General features: G+C 49.1%; 26 protein-coding genes and 3 tRNA genes. 8 read left to right on the plus strand and 21 right to left on the minus strand.

What is annotated here, in order from left to right:
* Nucleotides 1-338 precede the first annotated feature (338 nt).
* Together B2633_RS02950 and B2633_RS02955 are read right to left on the minus strand one after the other, a co-directional pair.
* Nucleotides 339-413 (minus strand) — tRNA-Gly (locus B2633_RS02950).
* A gap of 32 nt (nucleotides 414-445) precedes the next feature.
* Nucleotides 446-521, minus strand: a tRNA-Asp gene (locus B2633_RS02955).
* A gap of 354 nt (nucleotides 522-875) precedes the next feature.
* On the opposite strand from B2633_RS02955, the gene B2633_RS02960 reads away from it, so the two are divergent.
* The 6 genes from B2633_RS02960 (at nucleotide 876) to B2633_RS02985 (ending at nucleotide 6,515) form a co-directional block, all read left to right on the plus strand.
* A complete protein-coding gene (locus B2633_RS02960) occupies nucleotides 876-2,006 on the plus strand; it encodes a double-cubane-cluster-containing anaerobic reductase (RefSeq protein WP_483169050.1) in 1,131 nt (376 codons plus the stop codon).
* Nucleotides 2,003-2,773 (plus strand): acyl-CoA dehydratase activase, encoded by a 771-nt coding sequence (locus tag B2633_RS02965; RefSeq protein WP_483169052.1) that lies wholly within the window; start codon nucleotides 2,003-2,005, stop codon nucleotides 2,771-2,773. Before B2633_RS02960 ends, B2633_RS02965 begins: the two co-directional genes overlap by 4 nt.
* Before the next feature lie 33 nt (nucleotides 2,774-2,806).
* A complete protein-coding gene (locus B2633_RS02970) occupies nucleotides 2,807-4,081 on the plus strand; it encodes a double-cubane-cluster-containing anaerobic reductase (RefSeq protein WP_483169053.1) in 1,275 nt (424 codons plus the stop codon).
* Between the two features lie 8 nt (nucleotides 4,082-4,089).
* Nucleotides 4,090-4,353, plus strand: coding sequence for a putative Se/S carrier protein (locus B2633_RS02975; RefSeq protein WP_483169054.1), 264 nt, complete (start codon nucleotides 4,090-4,092; stop codon nucleotides 4,351-4,353).
* Nucleotides 4,354-4,618: 265 nt separating this feature from the next.
* Nucleotides 4,619-5,101 (plus strand): PH domain-containing protein, encoded by a 483-nt coding sequence (locus tag B2633_RS02980; RefSeq protein ID WP_483169055.1) that lies wholly within the window; start codon nucleotides 4,619-4,621, stop codon nucleotides 5,099-5,101.
* A 19-nt stretch (nucleotides 5,102-5,120) separates the two neighbouring features.
* The gene (locus tag B2633_RS02985) at nucleotides 5,121-6,515 is read left to right on the plus strand and encodes a PH domain-containing protein (RefSeq protein WP_483169056.1); all 1,395 of its coding nucleotides are present in this window, start codon (nucleotides 5,121-5,123) and stop codon (nucleotides 6,513-6,515) included.
* A gap of 408 nt (nucleotides 6,516-6,923) precedes the next feature.
* Here B2633_RS02985 and B2633_RS02990 read toward each other — a convergent pair.
* The 14 genes from B2633_RS02990 to B2633_RS03055 form a co-directional block, all read right to left on the minus strand.
* Nucleotides 6,924-6,998: transfer RNA gene (locus tag B2633_RS02990), tRNA-Val, on the minus strand.
* 52 nt (nucleotides 6,999-7,050) lie between these two features.
* The gene (locus B2633_RS02995) at nucleotides 7,051-8,328 is read right to left on the minus strand and encodes an adenylosuccinate synthase (protein WP_483169058.1); all 1,278 of its coding nucleotides are present in this window, start codon (nucleotides 8,326-8,328) and stop codon (nucleotides 7,051-7,053) included.
* Between the two features lie 191 nt (nucleotides 8,329-8,519).
* A complete protein-coding gene (gene lonC, locus B2633_RS03000; protein ID WP_483169060.1) occupies nucleotides 8,520-10,433 on the minus strand; it encodes a Lon family ATP-dependent protease in 1,914 nt (637 codons plus the stop codon).
* Nucleotides 10,434-10,447: 14 nt separating this feature from the next.
* Nucleotides 10,448-10,894: a 50S ribosomal protein L9 gene (gene rplI, locus B2633_RS03005; RefSeq protein ID WP_483169061.1), complete on the minus strand. Its 447-nt coding sequence runs from the start codon at nucleotides 10,892-10,894 to the stop codon at nucleotides 10,448-10,450.
* A gap of 3 nt (nucleotides 10,895-10,897) precedes the next feature.
* On the minus strand, nucleotides 10,898-11,848 hold the full coding sequence (locus B2633_RS03010) for a DUF2232 domain-containing protein (RefSeq protein ID WP_483169062.1): 951 nt from the start codon (nucleotides 11,846-11,848) through the stop codon (nucleotides 10,898-10,900).
* Nucleotides 11,849-11,852: 4 nt separating this feature from the next.
* Entirely contained in the window at nucleotides 11,853-12,167 is a 315-nt protein-coding gene (locus tag B2633_RS03015) for a MazG-like family protein (RefSeq protein ID WP_483169063.1), read from the minus strand.
* Nucleotides 12,168-12,312: 145 nt separating this feature from the next.
* Nucleotides 12,313-12,537 (minus strand): 30S ribosomal protein S18, encoded by a 225-nt coding sequence (rpsR, locus tag B2633_RS03020; RefSeq protein WP_481041842.1) that lies wholly within the window; start codon nucleotides 12,535-12,537, stop codon nucleotides 12,313-12,315.
* 18 nt (nucleotides 12,538-12,555) lie between these two features.
* The gene (locus B2633_RS03025; RefSeq protein ID WP_481041844.1) at nucleotides 12,556-12,999 is read right to left on the minus strand and encodes a single-stranded DNA-binding protein; all 444 of its coding nucleotides are present in this window, start codon (nucleotides 12,997-12,999) and stop codon (nucleotides 12,556-12,558) included.
* 26 nt (nucleotides 13,000-13,025) lie between these two features.
* On the minus strand, nucleotides 13,026-13,319 hold the full coding sequence (gene rpsF, locus B2633_RS03030) for a 30S ribosomal protein S6 (RefSeq protein ID WP_481041846.1): 294 nt from the start codon (nucleotides 13,317-13,319) through the stop codon (nucleotides 13,026-13,028).
* Nucleotides 13,320-13,449: 130 nt separating this feature from the next.
* Nucleotides 13,450-13,665: a hypothetical protein gene (locus tag B2633_RS03035; RefSeq protein WP_481041848.1), complete on the minus strand. Its 216-nt coding sequence runs from the start codon at nucleotides 13,663-13,665 to the stop codon at nucleotides 13,450-13,452.
* A gap of 63 nt (nucleotides 13,666-13,728) precedes the next feature.
* The gene (locus tag B2633_RS03040) at nucleotides 13,729-13,929 is read right to left on the minus strand and encodes a DUF951 domain-containing protein (protein WP_483169066.1); all 201 of its coding nucleotides are present in this window, start codon (nucleotides 13,927-13,929) and stop codon (nucleotides 13,729-13,731) included.
* Nucleotides 13,930-13,950: 21 nt separating this feature from the next.
* Nucleotides 13,951-14,964, minus strand: a complete 1,014-nt coding sequence (gene selD / locus B2633_RS03045; RefSeq protein WP_483169106.1) for a selenide, water dikinase SelD — start codon at nucleotides 14,962-14,964, stop codon at nucleotides 13,951-13,953.
* A gap of 56 nt (nucleotides 14,965-15,020) precedes the next feature.
* Nucleotides 15,021-16,403, minus strand: a complete 1,383-nt coding sequence (locus B2633_RS03050; RefSeq protein WP_483169068.1) for an aminopeptidase — start codon at nucleotides 16,401-16,403, stop codon at nucleotides 15,021-15,023.
* A 67-nt stretch (nucleotides 16,404-16,470) separates the two neighbouring features.
* Nucleotides 16,471-17,103 carry a CvpA family protein gene (locus B2633_RS03055; RefSeq protein WP_483169070.1) on the minus strand — a complete coding sequence of 211 codons (633 nt, stop codon included), beginning with the start codon at nucleotides 17,101-17,103 and terminating at the stop codon, nucleotides 16,471-16,473.
* A 271-nt stretch (nucleotides 17,104-17,374) separates the two neighbouring features.
* Between B2633_RS03055 and B2633_RS03060 the strand changes: the two genes are divergently transcribed.
* Nucleotides 17,375-17,974, plus strand: coding sequence for a TVP38/TMEM64 family protein (locus tag B2633_RS03060; RefSeq protein WP_483169072.1), 600 nt, complete (start codon nucleotides 17,375-17,377; stop codon nucleotides 17,972-17,974).
* Between the two features lie 381 nt (nucleotides 17,975-18,355).
* On the opposite strand, the gene B2633_RS03065 is transcribed toward B2633_RS03060, so the two are convergent.
* On the minus strand, nucleotides 18,356-19,645 hold the full coding sequence (locus tag B2633_RS03065) for an MFS transporter (RefSeq protein WP_481041860.1): 1,290 nt from the start codon (nucleotides 19,643-19,645) through the stop codon (nucleotides 18,356-18,358).
* Nucleotides 19,646-20,358: 713 nt separating this feature from the next.
* Between B2633_RS03065 and B2633_RS03070 the strand changes: the two genes are divergently transcribed.
* Complete coding sequence (locus B2633_RS03070) at nucleotides 20,359-20,565, plus strand: hypothetical protein (protein WP_481041862.1); 207 nt, start codon at nucleotides 20,359-20,361, stop codon at nucleotides 20,563-20,565.
* 80 nt (nucleotides 20,566-20,645) lie between these two features.
* Here B2633_RS03070 and gltA read toward each other — a convergent pair whose 3' ends face one another.
* From gltA to B2633_RS03090, 4 genes are all read right to left on the minus strand, one after another.
* Complete coding sequence (gene gltA, locus B2633_RS03075; RefSeq protein WP_483169073.1) at nucleotides 20,646-22,046, minus strand: NADPH-dependent glutamate synthase; 1,401 nt, start codon at nucleotides 22,044-22,046, stop codon at nucleotides 20,646-20,648.
* Nucleotides 22,034-22,879, minus strand: coding sequence for a sulfide/dihydroorotate dehydrogenase-like FAD/NAD-binding protein (locus tag B2633_RS03080; RefSeq protein WP_481043050.1), 846 nt, complete (start codon nucleotides 22,877-22,879; stop codon nucleotides 22,034-22,036). Before B2633_RS03080 ends, gltA begins: the two co-directional genes overlap by 13 nt.
* Before the next feature lie 185 nt (nucleotides 22,880-23,064).
* Nucleotides 23,065-24,864, minus strand: a complete 1,800-nt coding sequence (locus B2633_RS03085; RefSeq protein ID WP_483169075.1) for an acyl-CoA dehydrogenase — start codon at nucleotides 24,862-24,864, stop codon at nucleotides 23,065-23,067.
* A gap of 58 nt (nucleotides 24,865-24,922) precedes the next feature.
* Complete coding sequence (locus tag B2633_RS03090) at nucleotides 24,923-26,149, minus strand: CaiB/BaiF CoA transferase family protein (protein ID WP_481041868.1); 1,227 nt, start codon at nucleotides 26,147-26,149, stop codon at nucleotides 24,923-24,925.
* Nucleotides 26,150-26,200: the final 51 nt, after the last annotated feature.

Below are 26,200 nucleotides of genomic sequence, written 5' to 3' on the forward strand. Positions count from 1 at the left end.
TAAATCGCCCATTTCGGGACTTTTCACACAGCCTGACGGGGTTATTGACACCCCTTAACTTGCGTCAGTTTATGTCTTATTAAACCATCGCCGGCTTGATTATCCAGCGGTGTTGTTATCCTTTTAGCACTCTATATAATACAACATATGTTCTGTCAAGGTCCCTGTTATTATCTTCCATTATGTCAAATTATACTTTGAGGTAAAAACGCCGGTGCTTAAAAACCCCGCTACATCGTAAACTGGGCGCTTTTTATAAGCCTAATCATACCCGGGCTATAATACCTTGGCCATAACAAAAAAGGCACTCTCAAAATATTGAAAGTGCCAGGTCTTTCTGGAGCGGGAAAAGGGGTTCGAACCCTCGACACCCGGCTTGGGAAGCCGGTGCTCTGCCACTGAGCTACTCCCGCTTAATTAAGATGATCGGCGATGTACTTAAAATTGGCGAAGCCGATGGGATTTGAACCCACGATCTCCGGCGTGACAGGCCGGCATGTTAACCGCTACACCACGGCTCCGCATTTTCAATCGCATAGATATATTAACAAAGTCATCATGAAATTTCAAGTCCTGAAGGGTTAACGCGCTGTCAAGGCCTGCCGGTCAGGCTTGAGGCATGAGCGCTCGTCGTTGCCTGAGTATATATTACGGTAAATTCTCGACAATTCATGTTTATGTCATTTAGCCCCTCCTGATACAACCGCGATATCATCAAGAGCTTAGTACCTGATGATCGCCCACTTGCTTAATCCCGCCGGAAGACATCTGCGTAAAAACGGCTTCCCGGGCGGCTGCTTCTAATGATAATATTTAGTTATTTTATGTATAACTTTTTGTGTGTTACACTATATCTGTCTAGGGGAGGAATGTTTATGTCTAATCAATATATAGCGCCGTTCTCAAACGCTAGAGACATTAACCTTATGCAGATAAAGGCTGCTAAAGCCAGCGGCCGGAAAGTGGTGGGAATTTATTGCGCCTATTGCCCGCAGGAATTGATACTGGCCGCGGGCGCCATACCGGTGAGCTTATGCGGAACCCGGGAAGAACCTATTCCGGCTGCAGAAGTGCTTTTACCCCGCAATCTTTGCCCCCTGATTAAATCATCATTCGGTTTTGCGGTCACAGATACTTGCCCATTTTTTCATTTCTCGGATCTGGTTATCGGGGAGACCACTTGTGACGGCAAAAGAAAGATGTTCGAGCTCATGCACGAATTGAAACCGGTACACGTCATGCAACTGCCCCATAACAATGTCAGTCCGGCTGCATTTGACTTATGGGCCGATGAATTACGCCGTTTGAGATTACGTCTGGAAGAGGAGCTTAATACCAGGATCACGGATGAGTCCCTCTGGCAGGCTATGGAACTGGTTGGCCAGGAGAGAAAATTTATTAAAGCGATGTTCGATTTGAACCAGGCAGACCCGCCCTTGTTTACCGGGCTGGAGCTTCTTACCGTTTCCTGGTCGCGCAACTTCAGCAGCGACAAAGGTGGGCTGATTGGACAATTGCAGCAGTTGTTGGAGAATGTGCGCGAAAAGCCAACCGGTACCCCGGCTCCCCGGGTACTCCTGACCGGGTGTCCGGTGGGCCTGGGAAGCGAAAAGGTCATAACTGTAACTGAAGACTTGGGAGCCCACATAGTGGCCATGGAAAACTGTTCAGGGTACAAGACTGTGGATCTTCAATATGACAATACCATCGATGACCCCATTATCGCTCTGGCGCAGATGTATTTAGGCATTCCCTGTTCGTGTATGAGCCCCAACCCGCAGCGGCTGGAATTAATAGAGCGCATGATCGCTGATTTTAAGGTCGACGCGGTGATCGACCTCACCTGGCAGGCCTGCCATACCTATAATATAGAGTCCTACCATGTGGGCAAACTGGTTAAAGAAAAAGGGCTGCCTTACCTGCACCTGGAGAGTGATTATTCCAATTCGGATAAAGAAAATATTAAGGTCAGGGTTCAAGCCATGCTGGAGATGATTGAGAAATGACGGGGATTGGGATCGACATCGGCTCCATAGCCACCAAAGGCGTTTTGATCAAAGACCAGAGCTATTACCGGGTTATACTTCCCACCGGATGGAACCCCAGGGCTGCAGGCCATGAGGCTATTGCAAAATTACTCGCTCTGTCAGGAGTTGAGCGCCATGGGGTGGAAAGCGTCGTAGTAACCGGTTACGGGCGGGTAGCGTTTGACAGCGCTGATCGGATAGTAACCGAGATCAAGTGCCATGCCCGCGGTGTTTCCCACCTGTATCCCGAGGTGCGAACCATCATCGACATCGGCGGGCAGGACAGCAAGGTCATTCAGCTGGGAAGCAGCGGACAAGTTGTAGACTTCGCCATGAATGACAAATGCGCTGCCGGCACCGGGCGTTTCCTGCAGGTGATGGCAACCGCTTTGGGCCTGGAAGTCAGCGAGCTGGGCAACGTGGAAGACCCCAACAAGCTGCTGGCGGTGAGCAGCATGTGTACCGTTTTTGCGGAATCTGAGATTGTAGGCCTTTTGGCCAGGGGCAACCCCAAGGAAGGCATAATAGCCGGGCTGCACCAGTCGGTGGGAAAACGCGTGGCCGCTATGGCCAGACGGATGGGGGTAAAACCGCAGGTGGCCTTTACCGGAGGAGTAGCTTTGAACCGGGGTGTGAAGAGGGCGCTGGAAGAGGAACTGGAATGCTCTGTAATGGTAGTCGAAAGCTGCCAGTATACAGGCGCGCTGGGGGCTGCATTGCTGGCCTGCCAGTCCGGGAAGCAGTGAATATCTTAACAAAATAACAGGGGAGGTATGTTTGTGGCTGACTATCGTGAAATGTGGTCAAATCTGGACATGGACCTGGAAAAACATGATGTGCTGTGTCAAGTTCTGCCCGAAGTATTTGGAGAAGTGTATCTTTCGCAGCAGAAACGGCCTCGGGGCATGGATTTTTATGATTTTGTGGTATCTGAAATCCATGGGGTCAGACCGGCCGAGTTGATTGAGCACCAAAAGTCGGGGGGCAAGGTTTTCGGCACTTTTTGTGTGTATGTGCCTGATGAAATCGTTTTTGCCGCCGGGGGCATCGCCACCGGGTTATGCGGGGGGTCGCAATTCTGGGTAGCGGCAGGGGAAAAGGTCTTGCCCCCCAACACCTGTCCCCTGATAAAAGCCTCAGTGGGGGCCAGGCTGGATAAAACCTGCCCCTTTTTCCGCATCGCTGATATGTTTGTGGGGGAGACCACCTGCGACGGCAAAAAGAAGGCCTGGGAGATTCTGGCTTCCGAAGTCCCCATGCATGTGATCGACATCCCGCAGATGAAGCGAGCGCAGGATGTCAATGCGTTTGAGCGTGAGATTCACAGCTTTATCAAGGTGGTGGAGGATTTTACCGGCAGCAAGATCAGTGCCGATTCCCTGGGTGAAAGCATCAAACTGATCAACAATAAAAGAAAAGCCCTGCAGCGCCTCTATGAGGCCCGTAAAGCGGCAGCAGTGCCCATCAGCGGCAAAGACGCCCTGCTGGTCACCCAGATCGCTTTTTATGATGACCCCTCCCGCTGCGCGCAGATGGCCAACCAGCTAAGCGAAGAACTGGAAGAGCGTATCAGCCGCAAGGAAGGGGTTTTCCCTGAAGACACCCTGCGGATAATGATCTCCGGTACCCCCATGGCCATCCCCAACTGGAAGCTGCACCATATCGTAGAAACTTCCGGGGCGGCAGTGGTTGTTGAAGAATCCTGTACCGGAACCCGCTATTTCGAAAATCTGGTGGATGAAACCGCCCCAACCCTGGAAAGACAAGTCCGAGCCCTGGCGGAGCGTTACATGAAGACCAATTGCGCTTGTTTCACCCCGAATTCGGCCCGCATCGATGATATCTTGCGCCTGGCCGAAGAATATAAGGTCGACGGCATCATTGACACCAATTTGCAGTTCTGCAACCTGTATTCGACCGAGAGTCACCTGGTCAAACAGGCCCTGGCTGAGAAGAATATACCGGTCCTGCATCTGGAGACTGATTACAGCGAGCAGGATTTCGAACAGCTGCGCACCCGGGTACAGGCCTTCCTGGAAATGCTGCGGGAGTAGGCTGGAGGGTGGAGACAGACAACAGGTTTTATATACTCTTTCCCAACCACCATCAAGGCTTGCGATTAAGCCAACTGCTGCGGGAGCGGGGCATCGATTACTTGATTGCTCCAACCCCGCGCCAACTCAGCACTTGCTGCGGGATATCCCTTATTGTAAAGGGCGGTGATTTAGAAGAGGCCAGTCAGGTGATCGCTGAGCATGAAATCGTAGTTGAAAAAATCGCTCCGGCTCCCAAGCGGGACGGGGACTGGAAATATCGCAGCTGTTAGCTAGTGATGTAAAACGCTGGTTCCGAGCATTCCCATCGAATAGCAACAGGTAATGGAAAACGCAGGTCTTGGATCTGCGTTTTTCCGTCACGGAAGCGGTTCTTCCGCATCATTTTGCTTAACTACCACTATCGGGGAAATAATACTATAATTGAATCTACTACAAGGTGCTCAAGCAACTGCTGCTCTATTGACCTTTTCCAGTCTTTTCAGGCAGCTTGGACCGTAAAAGATAAAGGCTTCGTAGAAGCGAGGTGATGATATTTTGCGCAATTATCCCGCACAAGCTATTGATCCCAAAGCGGTGCCATATTGGCGGTGTTCTGCCGCCATAGAATCAGTATTATTACTTCTTATTCCGGGCGGTTATTATATCGCGCAGCAACACTGGCAGCATTGGCCCACCTGGATTACTTTCGTCCTGCTGTTTCTTACCCTGGCATATGATATCTTCGCAGTGGTTTTTCAACCTGAGATTACTTGGAGAACCTGGCGTTATGAAGTATCCGAACAGGAAATCGATTTACTGCATGGAGTATTCATTAAAACCCGGACCCTGATTCCAATGGTGCGGGTGCAGCATGTGGATACCAAGCAGGGCCCGCTGCTTCGTCGTTTCGGGCTTTCATCCGTTACCATCTCCACTGCGGCGGGAAACCATGAGATACCTGCCCTGGCAGATGAAGTGGCAGATCTTTTAAGAGATAGAATTTCAGTCTTGGCCCGGGTGGTAGAAGAAGATGTATAAACCGCAGCGGGTTCACCCTATGGCTATACTCCAATTTACTCTGCGCACTGTCTACTCGCTGGGGCAAGGGCTTATACCCCTCCTTCTCATCGCCTTCGCCCAGCCAGAGATGCGCCGCTGGCTATTCTGGGGCCTCCCCCTTTTGCTGGCCTTCATGGTTGCCTATGGCATCCTTTACTGGCTGTGCTATGTATTTTATATCAGTGGGCAAGAACTGCGCGTGGAATATGGGGTTCTGATAAAAAAGAAAAGATATATCCCCTTCGAACGGATTCAGACTATACAGATTTCTGCCGGTATTCTGCACCGCATGTTTGGCCTGGTAAAAGTTCAGGTCGAAACCGCCGGCGGGGGCAGCCAGGCTGAGTTTGTGCTGGCGGCCCTGCCGCGAGATATTGCCGCGGAACTGCAGCATATCCTGCAGGAAAAGACGCAGCATCATGAGGAACCCGGTAATGAAACAGAATACATCGAATACAAATTATCGACCCGATCCCTGCTGGTTTTGGCCAGCACATCCAATGGCATTGGCATAGTTTTAAGCGCCATCCTGGCTGTCATTTCACAGCTGGACGATTTCTTTCCCAAAGCGGATGTTTGGGGTAAATTTGCAGCCTATGCCGGTCATCTGGCTGCTGGGAAAATAAGCCTTATTATCCTGGTTGTCTTCCTCATAATCCTGTTGGCCTGGCTTCTGTCTCTGCTGGGAACCATCATGCAATTCGGCGGTTTTCAGCTGCGAAGAGAAGGCAATAATATCATTATAAGTCGAGGACTTTTTGAAAAACATCAAATGAGCATACCGATTAAACGCATTCAGGCCATTAAAGTAGTTGAAGGACTGTTAAGACAGCCGTTGGGTATGGTCAGTTTACAAGTGGTAAGTATGAGTACTACCGGCATGAAAGAAGAAGGCAATGTGCTTTTCCCAATATTGCCAAAGGCAGAGCTGCCCGGGTTTGTTGAGAAAATCGCACCCGAATTCACCATGTCAATGAAACTGCACGGATTACCTGCCAGATCAAAATGGGGCTATTTGTTGATCAACACCATTCCGGCACTGATCATCGCTATTTTATGCACCGTCTACCTGCCCTGGGGATATGTTGCGTTTATTCTGCCTCTGCTGGGGGCAGCCCTGGGCAACGCACAGTATAATGATGCCGGTTATCAGGTGGAGAATAATAGATTATTACTCAGATCGCGCCATCTGGGCAGAGTGACTTTCATCATTCCCAAGCAACGCGTTCAGTCTATGCATGTTTCACAGAACCCCCTCCAGGCCCGCGGCAACCTGAGCAACTTAAGGATCGCGGTGGCCTCATCCAACGCCGCTGCCACCGTTCAGTTAAGAGGAATGGATATACAAAAAAGCAGCGTTATTATGAAATGGCTATTTGCCCAACGGCATTGACCGATTCGTTACGCCCCCCAGCTTCATGCCCTTGAATATTAGAAATGCGGCAAGCGCCAGCGCTACTTGTAGAATAACCGTATCCCCTCCGGATTCTCCCAGCATATACCAGGATGAAGTCGGCATAGTCTCCACGCCTAGGCTTAGGGTCTTCTTTCTATTCGTCGGTCCCTCAGGCGCCCAGAACTCAGAACCATTTATGAAAGCCAAGCGCCTTATTTAACCTTATTGGCCGCCCGAAATCCGGGTTTTTTCGTTGGGCCAATGTTACCCCTTACAGGCGGGACAGCGGTAGAGGCAGCATCATCCTGCACCAGTTTGTCCCCAAATCTGCCCCCAGGGGCCAAAAGGTATACCCCAAAATAAAAAATACCGGGGCTTTAAAACCCCGGTATCACTTACTTTCTATGGTGGGCGCAGCAGGTTTCGAACCTGCGACTTCTACCGTGTGAAGGTAGCACTCTCCCGCTGAGTTATGCGCCCGCTGCTAGATAGTGTATCATTTCTGCGGCCTTATTTCAAATCCTGGGCCTGGTTAAAAAATCTGGTCCTGAACTATGGTCTGGCTGCGTTTGGGCCCAACCGCGATCAGGGTCTGTTTGACCCCGGTGAGGTCGTAGATGACATCCAGGTAGCGGCGGGCATTGTGCGGCAGCTTATCGTACTCGGTAATTCCGCTGATATCCTCTTGCCAGCCAGGCAGCTCCATGTATTCCGGTTGGCAGCCTTCCAATACCTCTATACTTTCCGGAAACTCGCTGATAATGGTGCCTTTGTATTTATATCCGGTGCATATCTTGACCACCGCAAACTCATCCAGTACATCCAGTTTGGTGATGGCCAGGTCAGTCAATCCGTTCAAGCGCGCGGCATAGCGCAGTATCACCGCATCCAGCCAGCCGCAGCGGCGTTTTCTGCCAGTGGTTGTGCCGAATTCCATGCCCCGCTGCTGCAGCATATTCCCATCAGCATCGTTCAGCTCGGTCGGAAACGGCCCTTCACCGACCCGGGTGGTATAAGCTTTGGCTACCCCAATTACCCGGTCGATACAGGTAGGACCCACCCCGGCTCCCACACAAGCCCCGCCTGCGATGGGATGTGAGGAAGTGACATAGGGATAGGTGCCGTGGTCTATATCTAGCAGGGTCCCCTGAGCGCCTTCAAAAAGCACTTTTTTATGGTTCTTCATGGCCTGGTAAATCAATAACGAGGTATCGGCTATATAGGGGCGCAAGCGTTCTACTTGTTCCCGCAACTCCTCCAGCAGCTCCCGGTAATCGAAGCCCGGTTCGCCATGGATCTCTTCGATGATGCGGTTCTTCTGTTTTACCTGAGCCGCGAAGCGGGGCTCAAAATAAGCCGGGGAATCTAAGAGATCTCCGATTCTGAACCCGGTGCGGTTGATTTTATCCGCGTAGGTAGGCCCTATGCCCCGCTTGGTGGTTCCGATATTCGAAGCCCGGTCCTCCAGGCTGTCAATCCTCTTATGGTATGGCAGTACCAGCGGGGCGCGCTGACTTATGCGCAGATTTTTCGTGTCTATTCCCCGGCTCTCCAGTTCATCCAATTCTTTGATTAATTCACCCATATCCACCACTACCCCGTTGCCGACAATGCACTGGGTATTGGGATATAAAATGCCTGATGGAATCAGGTGCAGTTTAAACTGCTGGTCCAAAACTTCAACCGTATGTCCGGCATTGCTGCCCCCCTGATAACGAACCACACAATCCGCTTTTTCAGCCAGAAAGTCGGTAATCTTGCCTTTGCCCTCGTCTCCCCATTGGCTGCCTATCAAAACGATTGCTGACATCAGGCCACCCCCTTGGTATATTCACCAGTTAGCCGCCACACCAGGCCTTCGCGAAGTGGCCGGCAAACTCATATTAGCATTACCATTTATTAGTGTCAACCAAGGCAAGTTAAGGAATCTCGGGGTTTTTGTATACTGTATAAGAGTATACAGCTTGCTCAGGCGGCTTTGTCAATAGCATCGGCAGCGGCTTATAGGGGTTCCGATTGGCGGGGAATCGGCCCTGCAAATATGTGCGGATAGGCCTGATCGATGGATTCAAGGGGCACTATTTCCAGGCCTTTGGTTCCGGCGGGGACATCCTTGAGGTTCGCTGCCGGAAGCAGTATTTTACGCAGGCCTGCCTGCCTGGCTGCCTGGATTTTTTCCCATATGGCTCCTACCGGTTTGATCTTGCCGCGCAGAGATATCTCACCGGTTATGGCCACATCCTGGCTTATGGGCACTTCGGTTATGGCGCTGACGACAACTAGATAAAGGGCGGCGCCTGCCGAGGGACCGTCTACTTTTCCGCCCCCTACGATGTTGATATGCAGATCATAGTCTTTTAGGTTGGCGGCCAGCTGCTGGCGCAGTAGCGAAGCCGCGTTAAACAGCGAATCCCTGGCCATAGAACCGGCAGTGTCATTAAAACGGATACTGCCTTCACCGCTTGCGGAAGCGGGAAAAGCCACGGCTTCTATTTCTAAAACGTCTCCGTGATAGTGATGAGCCCCCAGTCCCATTATCCTGCCTACCTCACTGCTATCAAGCTCTACCCGGGGCGAAACCGGGGTAATGCGGCTGAACTGCACGGCTTGATGCACATGCCGTTTTAATACCAGGCGAGACTCACGGTGATCCCCAGGTTCATTTAAGGCCAGGGCATAGGCGTCGACCAGCAGTTTGTTGGCAGAGCGGCCTTCACTGGTATATTCGCTGATTATTTCGGGTACACCGGGCTGCATTTCAATACCCAGTTTGTTTGCCGAGATTTGCACTATCTTCTGTATATGCTGCGGGGTTAAAGGCTCGAAAAATACCTCCATACAGCGGGAGCGCAAAGCCGGACTGATGTTTTCCCGGCTGCGGGTTGTGGCGCCTATGAGAATAAAATCCGCAGGAAGTCCTTTTTCGAATATCTTTTTGATGTATTGCGGCACCCGGTCGTCGTGGGGGTCATAGTAGGAGGATTCGAAATAAACCCTTTTATCTTCCAGAACCTTGAGCAGCTTGTTCTGCAGTTCAGGGTCCATCTCCCCGATTTCATCGATAAACAAGATTCCCCCATGGGCTTCGGTAACCAGGCCCGGTTTAGGTTCAGGTATGCCGGCCTCGGCCAGGTCGCTGCGAGCGCCCTGGTAAATGGGATCATGCACCGACCCCACCAGTGGATTGGTAGCCTCACGGGGATCCCAGCGCAGGGTGGTGCCGTCCACTTCAATAAATGGGGCTTCTTCGGCAAAGCAGCTGGAGGTCCGGCCTTTAATCATCTCCAAGGCCAGGCGCGCGCAACTGGTCTTGCCCACCCCGGGCGGGCCGTACAGGATGAGATGCTGTGGATAGGGGGTGTTCAACTTGGCCAAAAGGGCAGTTACCGCTTTTTCCTGCCCAATCAGTTCCTTGATGTTGGCGGGCCTCAATAGCTCCAGAGCGGAGCGGTTCAAGCCGGTTCTTTCCATCTTTTCGATAAATCCCAGCTTTTTTAAAGTGCGGGCGTTTTCGGGGGAATTATTTTGCTCTTTGAAGAGCTGGACCTGAAGGTCCCTGACATAGACCTGATAGTTTTGATCCACCTTTTCCTGGATGCGTTTCTGCCATTCCGCTTCTACGGAGCGCCTGGCACTTTCCTCGGCCAGTAATTCCTCGAGGTAAGCGGTTTCCTGCTCCAGGTTGCCGTGAAACTTGAGTTCATTGATAGTAGGATCTTCGGCCAGTATGCGGTGCAGCCCCAGGATCTTCTCTTCCAAACGCTCTGACTTGATCAAATCGATGGCATCCAGTTTACTGGCCCGCAAGACCAGCCCCTGAGTCCCGTAAAGGCTGTCCAGACTTTGATAGAGGTTTTCCACCTGCCAGTACAGGGCCCGGTTTTTCTGGTCTTTTTTATTGCTTTTAAATTTCACTTAATGCGCCCCTATCATCCGGGTTCCACGCTAACCTGTATATCTGCGTGTATGCCCGGGTATATTTTGATGTGCACCGGGTATTCACCCAGATGTTTAATAGGTTCTCCTAATTCAATCTTTTTCTTGTCAACCATTACCCCAAATTGCTGTTGCAAGACTTCTGCTATTTCCCGGGAGGTAACTGCTCCAAAAAGCTTGTCGCCCCCGCCGGTTTTGGCTTTGATTGACACCATTTTGCCATGCAGTTTGTCTTTGACCAGCCTCGCCTGATTCTCTTCTTTGGTTTTTTGCCTTTCCAGACGCTGCTTTTGATCCTCGGTTTCTTTTAAACGGGTAGTGGTAGCTTCCTGGGCAAAACCTTTGGGAATGAGGTAATTTCTGGCATAGCCGTCGCTGACCTCTTTAATTTCACCCTTTTTACCCAGTTTTTTAACATCCTGTGTCAATATAACCTTCACGCATTATACCTCCTGTCCGGTAAATGGTTTTCTCAGGTCCAAGAGACTGTCAAATATGCCGAGAATACAGAGGAAACCCAGGGCTGACAGCGGAAAGAACAGCGCCAGTACTGCCAGCAGGAAAATCATCCAGGACCTCCCCCGGCCCCTTTCGTATTTAAGGCGAAAAACCAGGCTGGCCAGGCCATAATAAAATGATATTACCGCCATGATAACCAGGATGTTCGAGCCTGCATAATAGGTGAGGCTGTGTTCATCCCAGCCTAAAAGCCACAGAGCCAAACCCAGATTTACCAGCCATACCAGTTCCCAGGGCATCAGTTCCTGCGCAAAAGGTTTCTTTTTTAGACGGCTGGCATGCTGGTTCCAGGTGAAAAAAGAGGCTAGCCACAGCATTAAAAATACTGCCAGTAATCCCTGAACATAGAAAATAGCGGGCAGATGATGCAAGATGTTGAGGCCCATGCTCTGCAGGGTCTGGTTTATTTCCTCCTGGGTCAGCCCCGCTTGCTGGTATATCTGGGTCCAGCCCTGGTTCTCATAATAACTGCTGGCCTGCATTACCATCTCGTTCACCTGCTGGGCAAAGTAGCTTCCTCCTCCGGATTGATATAAGGCCCCCAGGTACAGGCTTACCCCGGCTATGAGGGCCACGGTTCCCCAGCGGCGGGCGTCATAATAGCTGCCCTGTTTTAAAGTCAAAAATCCCATCACCATGGCCGGTATTCCATAAAAAGCCAGTAAATAGATCAGGTTGGCCGTTCCCCCGCTGACTGTGACAATAATTATATTGGCCGCGAATAAGGTCAAGAGTTTCTTGGCATCCAAATGCAGGCCGGCCATGATCAACAGGGCGCCCCATAATAAGGCTGAAATCATAGTCAGAGCAGGCACTGCAATCGTTACCAGGCCGGCCAGCACGGTTAAAATCAGGTATATTAAGAAGGTGGGCATTTTATCACCTCGTTCTGTGGCGCAAGTGATCATTGAGAGCGGTCATATCCTGATACCAGCGGTCTTCAAGCTGAGCTGCGGCCAGACTCTGTTCCAGCTTGAGTTTAACTGCGCGATCCAGGGCGGCAAAAGACACCCCCACCCGGCATCCCAGGAGGTAGATTAGAATGATGATAGCCGCAAGTTTATCGGCGGTTGCTTCGGCAGAGGCGTTAAGCAGGCTCTTGAACAAGGCCCCCACGGATTGAACTAATTCAGCCTTAAGCCATTCCACCATCTTCAGGTTTTTGGTTATATCCAGATCGCCTTTTAAGGCCATTTATAACACCCCCTTTTCAAACTGTTCAACAAGGAGCCGTCATTTCCTCCTAAAAACTCGGGTACAGTGAGAACAGTCCTTTGGGCCGGTCAATTGATATCCTCTAATAAAAACAAGCCCTCAAAAGAGGGCTTGTCAGCTAGCTTTACTCGGACGTATAGGGCATCAAAGCCATGGTTCTGGCCCTTTTTATGGATACTGTCAATTGCCGCTGGTGATGGGCGCAATTGCCGGTGATGCGACGGGGTAAAATTTTCCCGCGTTCGGTTACGTAGCGGCGCAGCCGAGGAATATCTTTGTAATTTATGTGCTCAATCTTATCGGCGCAAAAATTGCACTGTTTTCTTTTTTTGCGCTTTTCCTTTTTCAAATACGATTCCTCCTCTAACTAAAAGGGAATGTCATCATCCCCGTTGCGGTCAACGAAGTCGATATCGTTTACTAACTCTTGTCCCACATCATTCCAGCCATCCTGGCCAGAGGAGGTATGTGCTGCTGCTGAACCAGGCGCACTGGCTGACGACCCGCCTTTGTCGAGGAATTTAACCTCATCAGCGACTACGTCGGTTGCCCAGCGTTTTTGACCATCCTGGGTTTCATAGCTGCGTACCTGCAGCCTGCCCTCCACTGCCACCAGCCTGCCTTTGCCCAGGTAATTGGCGCAATTTTCAGCAAGTTTATTCCATGCCACAATGGGAATGAAGTCGGCTTCGTTGCGATTGAACTTACGGTCGACAGCTATGGTGAAACTGACAACTGCAGCCCCATTCGGGGTATAACGCAGTTCGGGGTCGCGGGTCAGGCGACCAATTAAAACCACTCGGTTCAACACAAAATTCCCTCCCACCTGAATTTTAGTTAGTTCTCATCCTGGCGGATGATGATGTGGCGCAGGAAATTGTCCGATATTTTGATAACCCTGTCCAATTCTGAAACAGTATCGGGCTGGCCTTTGAAGTACCATAAGGAATAAATTCCTTCATGATAATCTTCAATAGCGTACGCCAGCCGTTTTTTGCCCCAGCCTTCGGCCTCGTTGACGAACTCTCCGCCGAAATCTGCGATGATGGTACGCAGTCTTTCCTTGGATTCGGCAATGGCCTCTTCAGACAAATCGGGTTTTAGCAAGAACAACATCTCATACGTGCGCATCGTTACACCTCCTCCCTATGGACTAACTCGTGCTAATACGAGTAAAGGCTCCGGTTTTTAACCGGAGCAGGGACTTCAAATTATTATAACAGTATTTTACCCCAGCATGCAAGATACTGGAAAGGTTTTATTATAAAACCCCTCTTATCAACAGGCTGTGCAATTCGGATACGGGTTTCTCGGTAATAAAGGTATCATTAAACAGCGCTTTCAGTATAGCCACAGGCTGCCCTTCCGGGCTGCTCTTAAATCCGATGATACAGAAGCGTTCTTCCCGGGGCATGTTTTTTACACTTACCAGGTCCCCGACTTGAAAGGGCATTTTATCTTTGCTTGTACCCTCCACTTCTTACCCCCCTTATAGCCATAGAATGATATAGTATATTCTATGCTGAGCAGGAAATAAGTGCTATTGACTTTCAGCCGAGGTCTCTACTTTGATCATGCGTTTTTCAAATTCCATCCGCGGAATCATCACCAGTCGGCCGCAACCCACGCACTTTATTTTGATGTCGGCTCCCATCCGGGTAACCTCCCAGTTAAAGCTGCCGCAGGGATGTTTTTTTTTCATCCTGACCACATCGCCGATTTTGAATTCTTTGCGCTGCATGGTTTTCCCCTCCCCCGCCCTTCAGGCCATCACTTCTATGGAGTAAGAGCAGGCTTCTACCGCCTTACCGATAAGTGCACAAAAAATCTGTCGTTTTTGCATAGCTTCTTCCAGAATCGAGGCTTGCCCGGCACTGACTGCCAGAAGCAGTCCTCCCGCGGTTTCGGGAGTGTACAGCAAATCCAGCCAGATCGGATTGAGCCCGGGATCTACACTAATTCTTTCTTCCAGGTAAGTGCGGTTGTTGTAAGTTCCGCCCGGTATTAAGCCCATGGAAGCACCGTCCCAGGCACCGCTTATGAGCGGCACCGCCCCAGCATGCAACTGCACCGTGACCCGACTGGCTTGAGCCATCTCAGCAAGATGCCCCAACAAACCGAAACCGGTGACATCGGTGGCCGCATTGACCCCCATCTCCGCGGCTATCTCGCTGCTCTCCTTATTGAGCATGGTCATCCAGTATATAGCTTCGTCATACGCTTGCGGCGAAACCATTTCCGCTTTTATGGCCGTGGCTATAATACCGTTGCCGATCGGCTTGGTGATGTATATCCTGTCTCCGGGTCTGGCCCCGGCATTGGTCAATAGCCGCTCGGGGTTGACCAGTCCGGTAACCGCTAAGCCGTATTTGGGCTCATTGTCATCTACGCTGTGGCCTCCCAGCAGGAAAGCCCCGGCCTCTTTAACCTTATCCAGGCCTCCCTCCAGGATCTGCCCCAGGGTGTGGAGATCTTCGCAGGTCGGATAGCATACAATATTCAAGGCCAGGAGCGGCTGACCGCCCATGGCATAGATGTCGTTTAAAGCGTTGGTGGCTGCGATCTGCCCAAACAGGTAAGCATCATCCACCATGGGGGTAAAGAAGTCCACAGTTTGAACCAGGGCTTTATCACGGTCAAGGCGGTACACAGCTGCGTCATCGCGCGTTTCCATCCCGACCAGAATATTTTCCTGCACCGTAACCGGGATGTCTTGTAAAAGCTTTTCCAAGGTCCCCGGACCTATTTTAGCAGCTCACCCGGCAGCCCTGACCATTTGGGTTAATCTGCGTTTTTCCACTGCCAGCCCTCCCCTCTTAAGGTATCCGCTTTTCAGGACATTTTTTCCATAAACGCCTGGTAGGCGCGGTAAGCCATGTATACATCGGCTTTACTAACTATCTCAAAGGGTGAATGCATGCTCAAAACGGCCACTCCGCAATCCACTACTTCCATACCGTAACGGGCCAGGTATTGAGCTACGGTGCCTCCTCCTCCGATGTCCACCTTGCCCAGTTCTCCAACCTGCCACACTACGTTTTCCTCGTCGAACAGACGCCTGATGGCGGCAACAAACTCGGGGTTGGCGTCATTGGAATCGGCTTTACCCCGGGAGCCGGTGTATTTGGTTAAAACTACTCCGGCAGACACAAAACTGCAGTTCATCTTTTCGAAAACGTCGGGGAAGGTAGGATCTACAGCGGCATTGACATCTGCTGACAGGGCGTAACTCTTGGCCAGGGTTTTACGCACCTGATAATAATCAGTTAAACCAGCCTTGGAGAGCAGCTCGGCGGTAATGTTCTCCAGAGCCAGGGACTGTAAACCGGTGTTGCCGGTACTGCCAATTTCTTCTTTGTCGGCAAACAAGCACACTGCGGTTCGGGCCGGCTGTTTCATGTTCAAGACCGCCTCTAAGGCGGTATACGCGCTAACCCGGTCATCCTGGCCGTAAGCACCGATCATACTGCGATCCAGCCCTACTTCCCTGGCCTTGAAAGCCGGTACAGCCTGCAATTCCGCGCTGGTGAAGTCGTCTTCTTCTATACCGTACTGCTGCTGCAGAAGGTTCAGTATGTGCTGCTTAAAGGCATCCTCCTTGAGATCCTGCACCGGGCAGGAACCGACCACGATATTGAGGTCCTCCCCTTTGATGCCCTCGTTCATTTTCTTCTCCATCTGGTCTTTGGCTAAATGAGGCAGAAGATCCGTAATGGCCAGAACCGCGTCATCCTCCTTCTCCCCGATACACACCTTAATACGCTCTCCGTTTTTCTTGACCACCACTCCGTGCAGGGCCAGTGGAATGGCCGGCCATTGATATTTCTTAATTCCCCCATAATAGTGGGTCTTAAGCAAAGCCATATTATCCGCTTCATAAAGCGGGCGCGGTTTAAGATCCAAGCGGGGGGTGTCTACATGAGAAACCACCAGGTTGAAGCCATCTGCCATGTTTTGGCCCACCATAATCAGGGCGCATAATTTGCCCTTCTGATTGACAAATAGCTTATCCCCGGATTTGACTGAATTCTGAGCTTCGAGGGACATAAACCCTTGCTCCTGTGCCTTCTGCAGCACATAGTCTATGGCTTCACGCTCGGTTTTGGCCTGATTGAGAAAATCCACATAGCCCCGGCTAAAGTCGTGAATGGCGGCATGCTGTTTTCCGTCACCCCTGTCCCAGACATTGGGACGGTTGTTGCGTTTTTCTATCAATGCTGATCCTCCCTTAAATTAACACAATTTATATCTCTATTGTCTTAATACAGGCTTATTCTTATACTTATATCCCCAGGGCTGCCTGCCCCCAGCGGTAGGCTTCCGTCATCCAGCTGACCAAAACCGATTGGTTCAGGCTGGACAGCAGGACTCCGGCGCCATCAACCCCCATTTGGGCAACAGTCTGAAGCACCGGTAAGGCGAAGCAGATTAAAACCGTCAAGACGATCGCCCCCTGCAACACGGCCAAAACCGTACCCAGGAGCCGATTCAAAGTCGATCCCGGGCCAACGTTGATTAAGTTTTCGAACCAGCCCAAACTGAGCCAGATCAACTGCCGGCTGGTCAAGGCGATGACTAAAAAACAAGCCAGGCGAACCAACCAGTTGGCCAGACTATGCAAGGCTTCCTCGATGGTATAGCCTTTTACCAGAAAGCTGTAGGGAATCCCCAGAGCCTGCAGAGGGGCATGCTCACTCAGGAAATGGTCCAGCTTGGAGACGATTCCGACACTGCGTTCCATATAGATGGAGAGGTCATCATAATAAAAGACCGCCAGTACGATGCTGGCAACGAATGTTATAACACTGCCCACGGTCATGACAAATCCCTGCCTCAATCCAGTCAGGGCGCACAAAACCAGAATGAGCAGCAGCAGATAGTCAACCGTATTAAATGTCAGGAGGCTTGGCACCATGCTTCTTTGCTCCGCCTTTAATCCCTTTTGCACCCTAATTATAACAGGACTTGCACGGATATGGACAACTATTGTTACTACAGCCAATTTATGGCTGCGGTCAGCTGGTTGAAACCTGTCGAAACAGACGGGAAGATTCCTCTTTACAACCTACCCGGTATAGGGTATATCCAATGTATATCCTCATTATGCACCAAATTACTATTCTATGAATATTTGTAAATACCGCCGTTTGACGGCGTCTTACTATGAGCAGGGGATGTGATGATCTATGGGTTATGGTTTAGGCAATGTGAGCATCAGCATGGTAATCACTTATGTGCAGTCCTTTGGCATATTGGCCCCTCTGGCTGCCTTTGGACTTTTTGTCATACAAGCGGCCTTACCGGTATTTCCCTATGTGATACTGGCCAGCGCCTGCGGTTTGTTGTTCGGTTTTAAACTGGGCTTCTTTTTGTCCTGGTCAGGGGCCTTGCTGGGCGCCTGCCTGGCCTACATGCTGTCGCGTTGGGCAGGAGGCAACTGGGCTCGCCAGAAAATACTATCCCGCTGGGGCTATGATGTGAACCATTTCGACCAAGAGCTGGCTTTCTGGGGCATTTTATTGGCGCGCATCATTCCTGTTTTCCCTACCCCGGTAATCAATGTGGTAGCAGGGATCGGCAAAGTCCCCTTCTGGAGTTTCTTTTTCTCCTCAGCCCTGGGGAAAATTCCTACTGCCGTCCTTTATACGGGTTTGGGCATCTCACTGTTGCGCAACCGGGATATTAAGTCAACCATATTGATTCTCGCTTTGATCCTGCTCCTGGCCTGGACCGGGCGCCACCTCTCCAAAGGACGCATACCGGTTTGCTCTCGAGCCCGGGATTAGCTCGACAGCATTTGTATATCCGGGGTGCGAAACATGTAATTATTTCCCGGGAAATAATTTAATTGATCATAAGTTGTTGTTTTTCACTGAAGCAGGTCGGGGGGCTCGAACCCTTGCCTCGGACATTTCGCTGCATTCTGCACCAAACACCCTTATTTTATTGAAAAAATTAGCTGTTGAAATTTAATTCAACAGCTCATGGAAGAGGAGTTTAGATATGCAATTTTCGAAGTAAATTGAATATACTTCAAAATATTGGCTAATTACCCGGGCGATCTTCTGGTCCAGTGTCCAAACAACTGCATTTTAGCTCTTGTTGACGGTAGTATCCCGCCATTCCATGCATGCCTGCCCATAGATCCCCATTGTTTAACCGACTATTTATGCAGCCTGTTTTTGAGATGGAATAGCACTTGTCCGCTTAATAGTCTCAGGCAGGAAGGCCAAAGGAATTATAGCAGCTACGTACAGGACTGCACTTGCTCCAATTGCAACTGAGAAAGAAGTTGCGGCCGCAACTGCACCTAACATCGCCGGCCCCCAGAAACTGGTCATACGCGCCAGATTATAAATAGTGTTAACCCCTGTTGCCCTAACCTCAGTGGGGAATAGCTCAGCCATATAACCTCCGAACAGGCCGAAGATTGGATAAGTTATAAACGAGTATACCGGGGCGTACCATAACAGGGTGTTGTTGTTATCAATACTTACAAAAATCATTACGGCTACAAAGGAAGCGGCCAGGGCAACGTAAGCTGGTTTCTTTCTCCCCCAGCGGTCGGCAATGAAGGCAAATAATATATAACCAAATATGCCACCGATATTTAAAAACATCATATAATTCATTGATTTTACTATATCCATATGTTTATCAGTAGCGAGCCAGCTCGGAATCCAACTCATTGCGCTCCAGTATGCCAGCAATGTGAATAACACCATGAAAAAGGCGCCCAGGGTATTTCGTCTGATCGTTGTTCCAGTAAAAGCGTATATCTCCGTGCTGAACAGTTTACTGACACTGCCCATCTGCAGACCGCTGTCTTTGGCCTGGTCTCTAGTCTTGACCCAAGCCTCGGGTTCAGGAATCAGCATTTTGGCAAGAATTGCTACTACTAATCCAAGGGCGCCAACATAGAATAAAGGCCTCCAGCCATAGGCGGGCAGCATGGTCCTGGCCAGGAAAGCGGCCAACATAGGCCCAAAGGCGAACCCGGTCTGGATTACAGCCGAACACATAATCCTGATTCGCGAAGGCAAGCATTCCGCAACTAAAGTGTTTCCAACACCCCATTGAGCTCCTAAGCCTAAGCCTACCAAGAATCTCAGAATCAACATTGTCGTCGCATTATTAGCATAAGCGAAAGCGATCGTAAACAACGAATACCAGACCAGACACCAAAACATGACTCTAACTCGACCAAACTTGTCAGACAGTACCCCTGAAATGAGTCCGCCTACCCCCGCGCCTAACAAAGGGGCGCCTAGAATAAATCCCATCATCGAAGATGGTATACCAAATTCTTTGCTGATAGCTGTAGCCGATACTGACACCAATTGCCAATCCAATACATCCAATACTAAGGCCAACCAGGCAAATACCCATATCAGGATCATTTGGCCGTTAAGTGGGGCATCCTTGTCCGGTAATGGCACATACCGTTCTTTACTCAAATAAATACCTCCTTAATACATTCGGTCCCGCTATTGACCTTATTTTTTCTTTTTTCACTCCACCTCCCGGCTATTCTTTTGATAGCTTCCAACCTCTTCTCAAAGGCATCATTAGAAGCTACTCTCATGGCTGCATATGCATCGCCCTTTCATCTATTGATTAAATCAAGCAATAACTGTGCCATGCACTCAAGCTATTTCAGAGAAGTACCAATCACTTTTCGTTCTCCAAATATCGGGCATTATCGAAGAAAGGAAGCCATTTTTTGTATGCGCTCTGGGAAATTATTATTTGAAAAACTGCACAGGCATTTTATATGGTATAAAAATGATACAATTGGGGGCTGATCATAGTGTCTCATTCCCGGACACATTTGCTGTGATTCGTTTATCTGGTGCATTTGCCGGAGGTTGTGGTCTTGATTCGGGGAAATGTAAGTATATATAGATTAGCCTGCTGTATTTATGAAAGCCGACACAGCATATTTGCTTTCTCTAAAGAATCTTACAAAGCTTTATTTATAGGAGTAAGCTGAAGTATATTACCTATACGGAGATTGAATGGGATGAAGGCCGAAGCGCAGTCTATGTTTATGGCAGAGCCATGAGTATGTTGTTCTCAGCATCAGATTTCTGAGTTTTAGAACATCAGCTCATGCTTTCCCGGCATACTTTTGGGGAATGACGGATATAAGATTCTGATAGCCCAGGTTATGGATATGATTGTTAAAGGCACAAACACCGTTGATAAGAACAAAATTGCAAATCCTGCTAAAAAAAAGTTATATGACAATATAGATTCTCCATTTACAATATTTTCTGGTAATAAGGCACTCTCAATTAGGAAGGTGGCGAAGAATACTGTAAACCAGTATATCTTCGCCTTAAGTGAGGGAATGTTAGTTGTAATCATGAATTAGAGATTACCATGTTGGCACAGCGAACCAAACCTAAAGGTGCCGGGGTAGTCCTCAAACTCAACTGCTATTTTTAATTATGCTTATATCAGATACTCATTAATTGCCTTGGCTGCATTTTTCCCGGCTCCCATTGCCAATATTACGGTTGCCGCACCGGTTACGATGTCGCCGCCGGCAAAGACTCCCTTTTTGTTGGTTTGCCCGGTTTTTTCATCAGCTACGATATTTCCATGCTTATTGGTTTGCAGGTCTGGAGTAGTATGCGGTACCAGCGGGTTGGGCCCCTGGCCAATAGACATAATCACGGTATCCACTTCTATCTCTTCGGTCTCTCCAGGTATAGGAACCGGGCTTCTCCGACCGCTGGCATCGGGTTCCCCCAACTGGTACTTCTGGCAGACAATACTCTTGACCCATCCATTATCATCGCCTTTTATCTCTATAGGGCTGCTGAGCAATTTAAACCTTACGCCTTCCTCTTGGGCGTGTTCCGCTTCTTCTTTTCGTGCCGGCAGTTCATTCATGGACCGGCGGTATACTATATAAGATTCCTCGGCCCCAAGACGCAAGGCGGTTCTGGCACTATCCATGGCTACATTGCCGCCACCGATTACTGCCACTCTTTTTCCAATTCTAATGGGGGTCAAAAACTCATCAAAAAGATAAGCTTTCATCAGATTCGTCCTGGTTAAGAATTCATTGGCTGAATAGACGCCATTTAAATTCTCACCCGGTATATCCATAAAATACGGTAATCCTGCTCCAGTTCCGATAAATACAGCATCATAGCCCTGGGCGAGCAATTCATCCACAGTATTCACTTTTCCGACCACCATGTTGTTTTTTATTTCAACACCCAGCTTCTGAATGCTTTCTATCTCCTTCTGCACGATGGCTTTGGGCAGTCTGAATTCCGGTATGCCATATACCAAGACTCCCCCGGCAGTATGTAGAGCCTCAAATACCGTTACCTGGTGTCCCATCAAGGCCAAATCTGCCGCTGCGGTAAGACCTGCGGGACCTGACCCAACAATAGCAATCCTTTTTCCCGACTGCTTTATTATAGGAATAGACTTTTTCCCATATCTTAAATCCCAATCGGCCAAAAAACGTTCCAATCTTCCGACAGCTACCGGTTCCATTTTCTTTCCCAGGATACAGGTCTTTTCACATTGGCTTTCCTGTGGACAAACTCGACCGCAAATAGCGGGGAGATTGTTCTTCTCCTTTATTTTGTTTATGGCCTGTTGGTATTCTTTCTTTTCCAAAAGTCCTATGAATGCCGGAATATCAACCTCAACTGGGCAGCTCTCGACACATTTGGGTTTCTTGCATTTCAAACACCTGGATGCCTCAATCAATGCTTGCTCTTCACTGTACCCCAAAGCAACTTCATCAAAGTTACATATCCTTAATACAGGACTTTGAACAGGCATTTCCTCGCGGGCAGGAATTGTTTTAGCTGCTTTTACTTCTGACATTGACATTCACCCCCTGCACAAAAACCTTTCATAGCAATGCCCTCTTCATTGGTGAACATCCGGGCTCTCTGTTGTGCCAGCTGCCAATCTACCAGATGGCCATCAAACTCAGGCCCGTCAACACAAGCAAATTTGGTCTCATCTCCGACACTCACCCTGCAGGCTCCACACATTCCAGTACCATCAACCATAATAGGATTAAGGCTTACGGTGGTATGAATCTCGAATGGTTTGGTAACGGCTGAAACAGCCTTCATCATGGGCAACGGTCCGATTGCAACCACTAAATCGATACTGTCACTTTGGCGGATAACTTGCGCAAGAACATCACTCACGAAGCCTTTCTGCCCCTCGCTGCCATCGTCTGTAGCTACAAATAACTCATCACTCACTGCTGCCATTTCATCTTTGAGGATTAAATGCTCTTTACTTCGAGCGCCAATGATGGAGGTCACTCGATTTCCCGCCTGTTTTAGTGCCCTGGTGATGGGATATACTGGAGCCACTCCAACACCGCCGCCAATACAAACCACATGGCCATAAGGTTCTATTTCTGATGCCTTCCCCAGCGGACCAACCAAATCCAAAATGTAATCGCCTGCATCGAGTTTACCCATCTCATAAGTGGTTCTGCCCACTTCTTGGAATATCAGTGTTATTGTCCCGCTCTGCCTATCAAAATCAGCAATTGTTAGCGGTATTCTCTCTCCAATATCATCGATTCTAAGAATAATGAACTGTCCTGGCTGTGCCTTTTTCGCGATATCAGGAGCACAAACGATGAATTGTTTGATTGCAGGCGCCAGAATTTGTTTGTCTATTATTTGGTACATGAAGTCACTCCTTGCTGCCATTCTGTCTTAGAGGTATGCCGACTGCTTTAAGTCATATTCACTCCCTGACCGAACATTCGGCATACCCCGACCCGTTTACTAAGCCACAAATACTAGCCGGCCATACCAACAATCAAGCTTATATATCTTCAATAATCATCAGCCAGGCTAATTTTAGAAAGTTACTAATCCTCGAAAAATTCTTTTGTGATTTCTACCGTCACTTTGTCATCTGACCGTAGTCTGATGGCCAGGCTGTCAATCTTAGTGAGCTCATAGTCAAAGAAATAACGACCGGCATAGATTTTCCCTTGATAGAAGACCCTATCTTGATCGGTGGGCTGGCCTTTTAAGGCAGTTACAGAAACAGTCATCAATTTCAGCCACTGCCAGGCGACGGCAATCTGGCTCATGAAGTCCAAATAAAGCACAGAATCAGCCAAAAAAGCCTCATTGGAAATTTGCGCTTTTTTTGCCAGCAACTCTGCGGTAAGGTCTTTCATCAGCCCCATGGCACTTTCCAGGGCCTCAACCTGCTTTTCCAGTTCCGGATAGGCCTTGGCTTCTGCTATGGCTTTTTCAACCTCGTTGATGTATAACTCGAATGCTTTTCCCTTTTTCATGCTTACTTTACGGCCCAGGATATCCTGGCCTTGAATACCGGTGGTGCCTTCATGAATGGGATCGATGCGAATGTCTCTGTAGTACTGTTCTACCGGAAAATCCCCGCAGTAGCCATAACCGCCATGAATCTGAATGGCTGCACTGGTGGCCAGAATACCCATTTCAGACGGATAGGTTTTAAGAATGGGAATCAGGAAGTCCACCAGCATTTCATTTTCTTCGGGGTCTTGCCCAACCATGGCCAGATCCTGATACAAAGACAGCTGCAGGGCTAGAGCCAGTGATCCTTCCATTACAGCCTTCTGGAACAGAAGCATTCTTTTAATATCAGCATGTTCGATAAGCTCCACCATGGGTGTAGCAGGGTCTTTCTGGTCGGGTTTTCTGCCCTGTTTTCGCTGCTGAGCATATTCTAATGCCGCGTAGTATGCCGCTGAAATTTTACTGATTGCGCCGATGCCAATATTAATTCTTTCTTCATTCATCATTTTGAACATCTGCGCCAGGCCTTTACCCAGTTCACCAACCAGCCAGCCCCGACAGTTTTTCTCTTCACCGAAAGTAAGCTGACAGATCGGAGAACCCCGGTAACCGAGCTTATGCTCGATTCCGCCGCATTGTACGTCATTGTCTTCAAGCTCGCCATTCTCATTAATGCGCTTTTCCGGAACAATAAATAACGAAATTCCCGGTACACCCAGCGGGCCGTCTTTTAATCTGGCAATCAATAAGTGAACAACGTTTTCTGTGATATCACTGTTGCCGGCAGAGATAAAAATCTTTTGCCCCTTTATCATGTAGTACCCCTGATCGGTTGGCTCTGCGGTTGTGGTAAGATCGCCCAGAGAGCTGCCGATATCGGGTTCAGTCAGTGCCATCGTGCCTTGCCATTTGCCGGAGTACATTTTTTCCAGATACATGTCTTGCATTTCTTGGGCGCCGTACTGATAAATCAGATTGGCTGCACCGGCAGTAAGCATCGGATATACATGCATTGAATAATTTGCTGCTCCGAATAGGAAATAAGCCAGCTCCTTTATGGTCAGAGGCAGTTGTTGCCCGCCGATGTCATAAGGCTTCTCGCATTGAATCCAACCACCCTCACCCATTTCTTTAAGGAATGGTACGATAGCTTTATGGACATGTACCTTGCCGTCTTCCCAGTAAGGGGTATTGGTATCCATTTCTTTGAAATAAGGGAACATCAGGTCTGTACTGATATTCATGGCAGTGTCCAGGATCATTTTGAAGGTTTCTTCATCGTGATCTTCGAAATAGGGAAAACGATTTAATGACACAACATTAAAGACCTCGTTGATCAAAAAATCAATATTCCTTCTGCTTGCGAATTTTTCGGCCATTCTTTGTAAACCTCCCCTTGGTACTTTTTTCAAAGTACGCAACGCCAAAACGCTTGTATTAATTCTTTTTCGCTCTAGTTATGAAACCATCGCCGATTACACCAGCGGATAAAAGATTATCAATGTCACTCTGGCTATAGCCCAGTTCTCTTAAGACCTCCGGGGTATGTTGCCCTTTAAAAGGGGGCGGCAGTTCAGCCAAAGCTTCATAAGCGCCAAACTTAATAGGATTGCCAGGTACTTTAACCTTACCTGCCGTGGCGTGATCATATTCAATTAACATATGGCGTGCCGCGGTATTATCACTTGCACAGATCTGTGGTACTTCAAGGATCGGGGCTACTGCAACGCGAGCTTCGCGCAGCATAGATACAACCTCATCAACCGCATAGTTGCCCATCCAGTTGTTGATTATATCTGTCATTTCCTCAATATTCTCCATTCTGGTGACATTGCTGTCGAACTTCGGATCGGCGGCTAATTCGGGCATTCCCATTATCTTGCACATGCTTCCCCATAGTTTTTCATTGGAGGCAACTACACAGACAAATCCGTCCTTGCATTTATAAGTGTCGTATGGTCCGCCATCGGGATGTCTGCTCCCCTGTCTCTTAGTAGGCCTTCCGGTTATTGTGTAGGCAGGTACATTGTTTTCCAATACCGTGAATATGCTGTCAACCAGAGCAACGTCGATGTGCTGCCCTTCTCCGGTGTTTTTTCTGTAATTCAGAGCGCCTAAGATTCCTATAGCGCCATAAAGCCCGGCAATAGCATCTCCCAGAGACGAACCTACTCTCAGTGGCGTGTCCGGAAATCCGGTTATACTCATCATTCCCCCCATAGCCTGGGCAAGCATATCGTAACCAGGCAGCTTGCTTAACGGCCCATACTGTCCAAAGGCAGAAATGGAGAGGTAAATGATATCGGGTTTTATTTTTTTGCAGGCTTCATAACCGACCATCAATTTGTCCGCAACACCGGGAGCGAAATTTTCCATAACGATGTCGGCACTCTCAACCAGTTTATAGAATACTTCCCGGGCCTTATCTTCTTTGAGATTCAGTTCTATGCTTTTCTTGCCACGGTTTAAGCCAATAAAATAGGTGGATTCTTCAGTCCCGGGAGCGAATGGCGGCCAACTTCTTTCGTTGCTGTTTGGACCGTCATCCTCAACTTTTACTATTTCTGCACCCATATCAGCCAGTATCTGACTACAGAATGGGCCGGTATAAACTCTAGTGAGGTCTACGACTCTGATGCCTTCCAGAATTTTCTTCTTGTCCAATTTGCCAATACCTCCTTGCTTTTAGGTTAGGGGTGCAGGGGGTCCGAATGA

Source organism: Syntrophomonas sp. UBA1041 (assembly GCF_002316705.1).
In the GTDB taxonomy this organism is placed as follows: Bacteria; Bacillota; Syntrophomonadia; order Syntrophomonadales; family Syntrophomonadaceae; genus DTU019.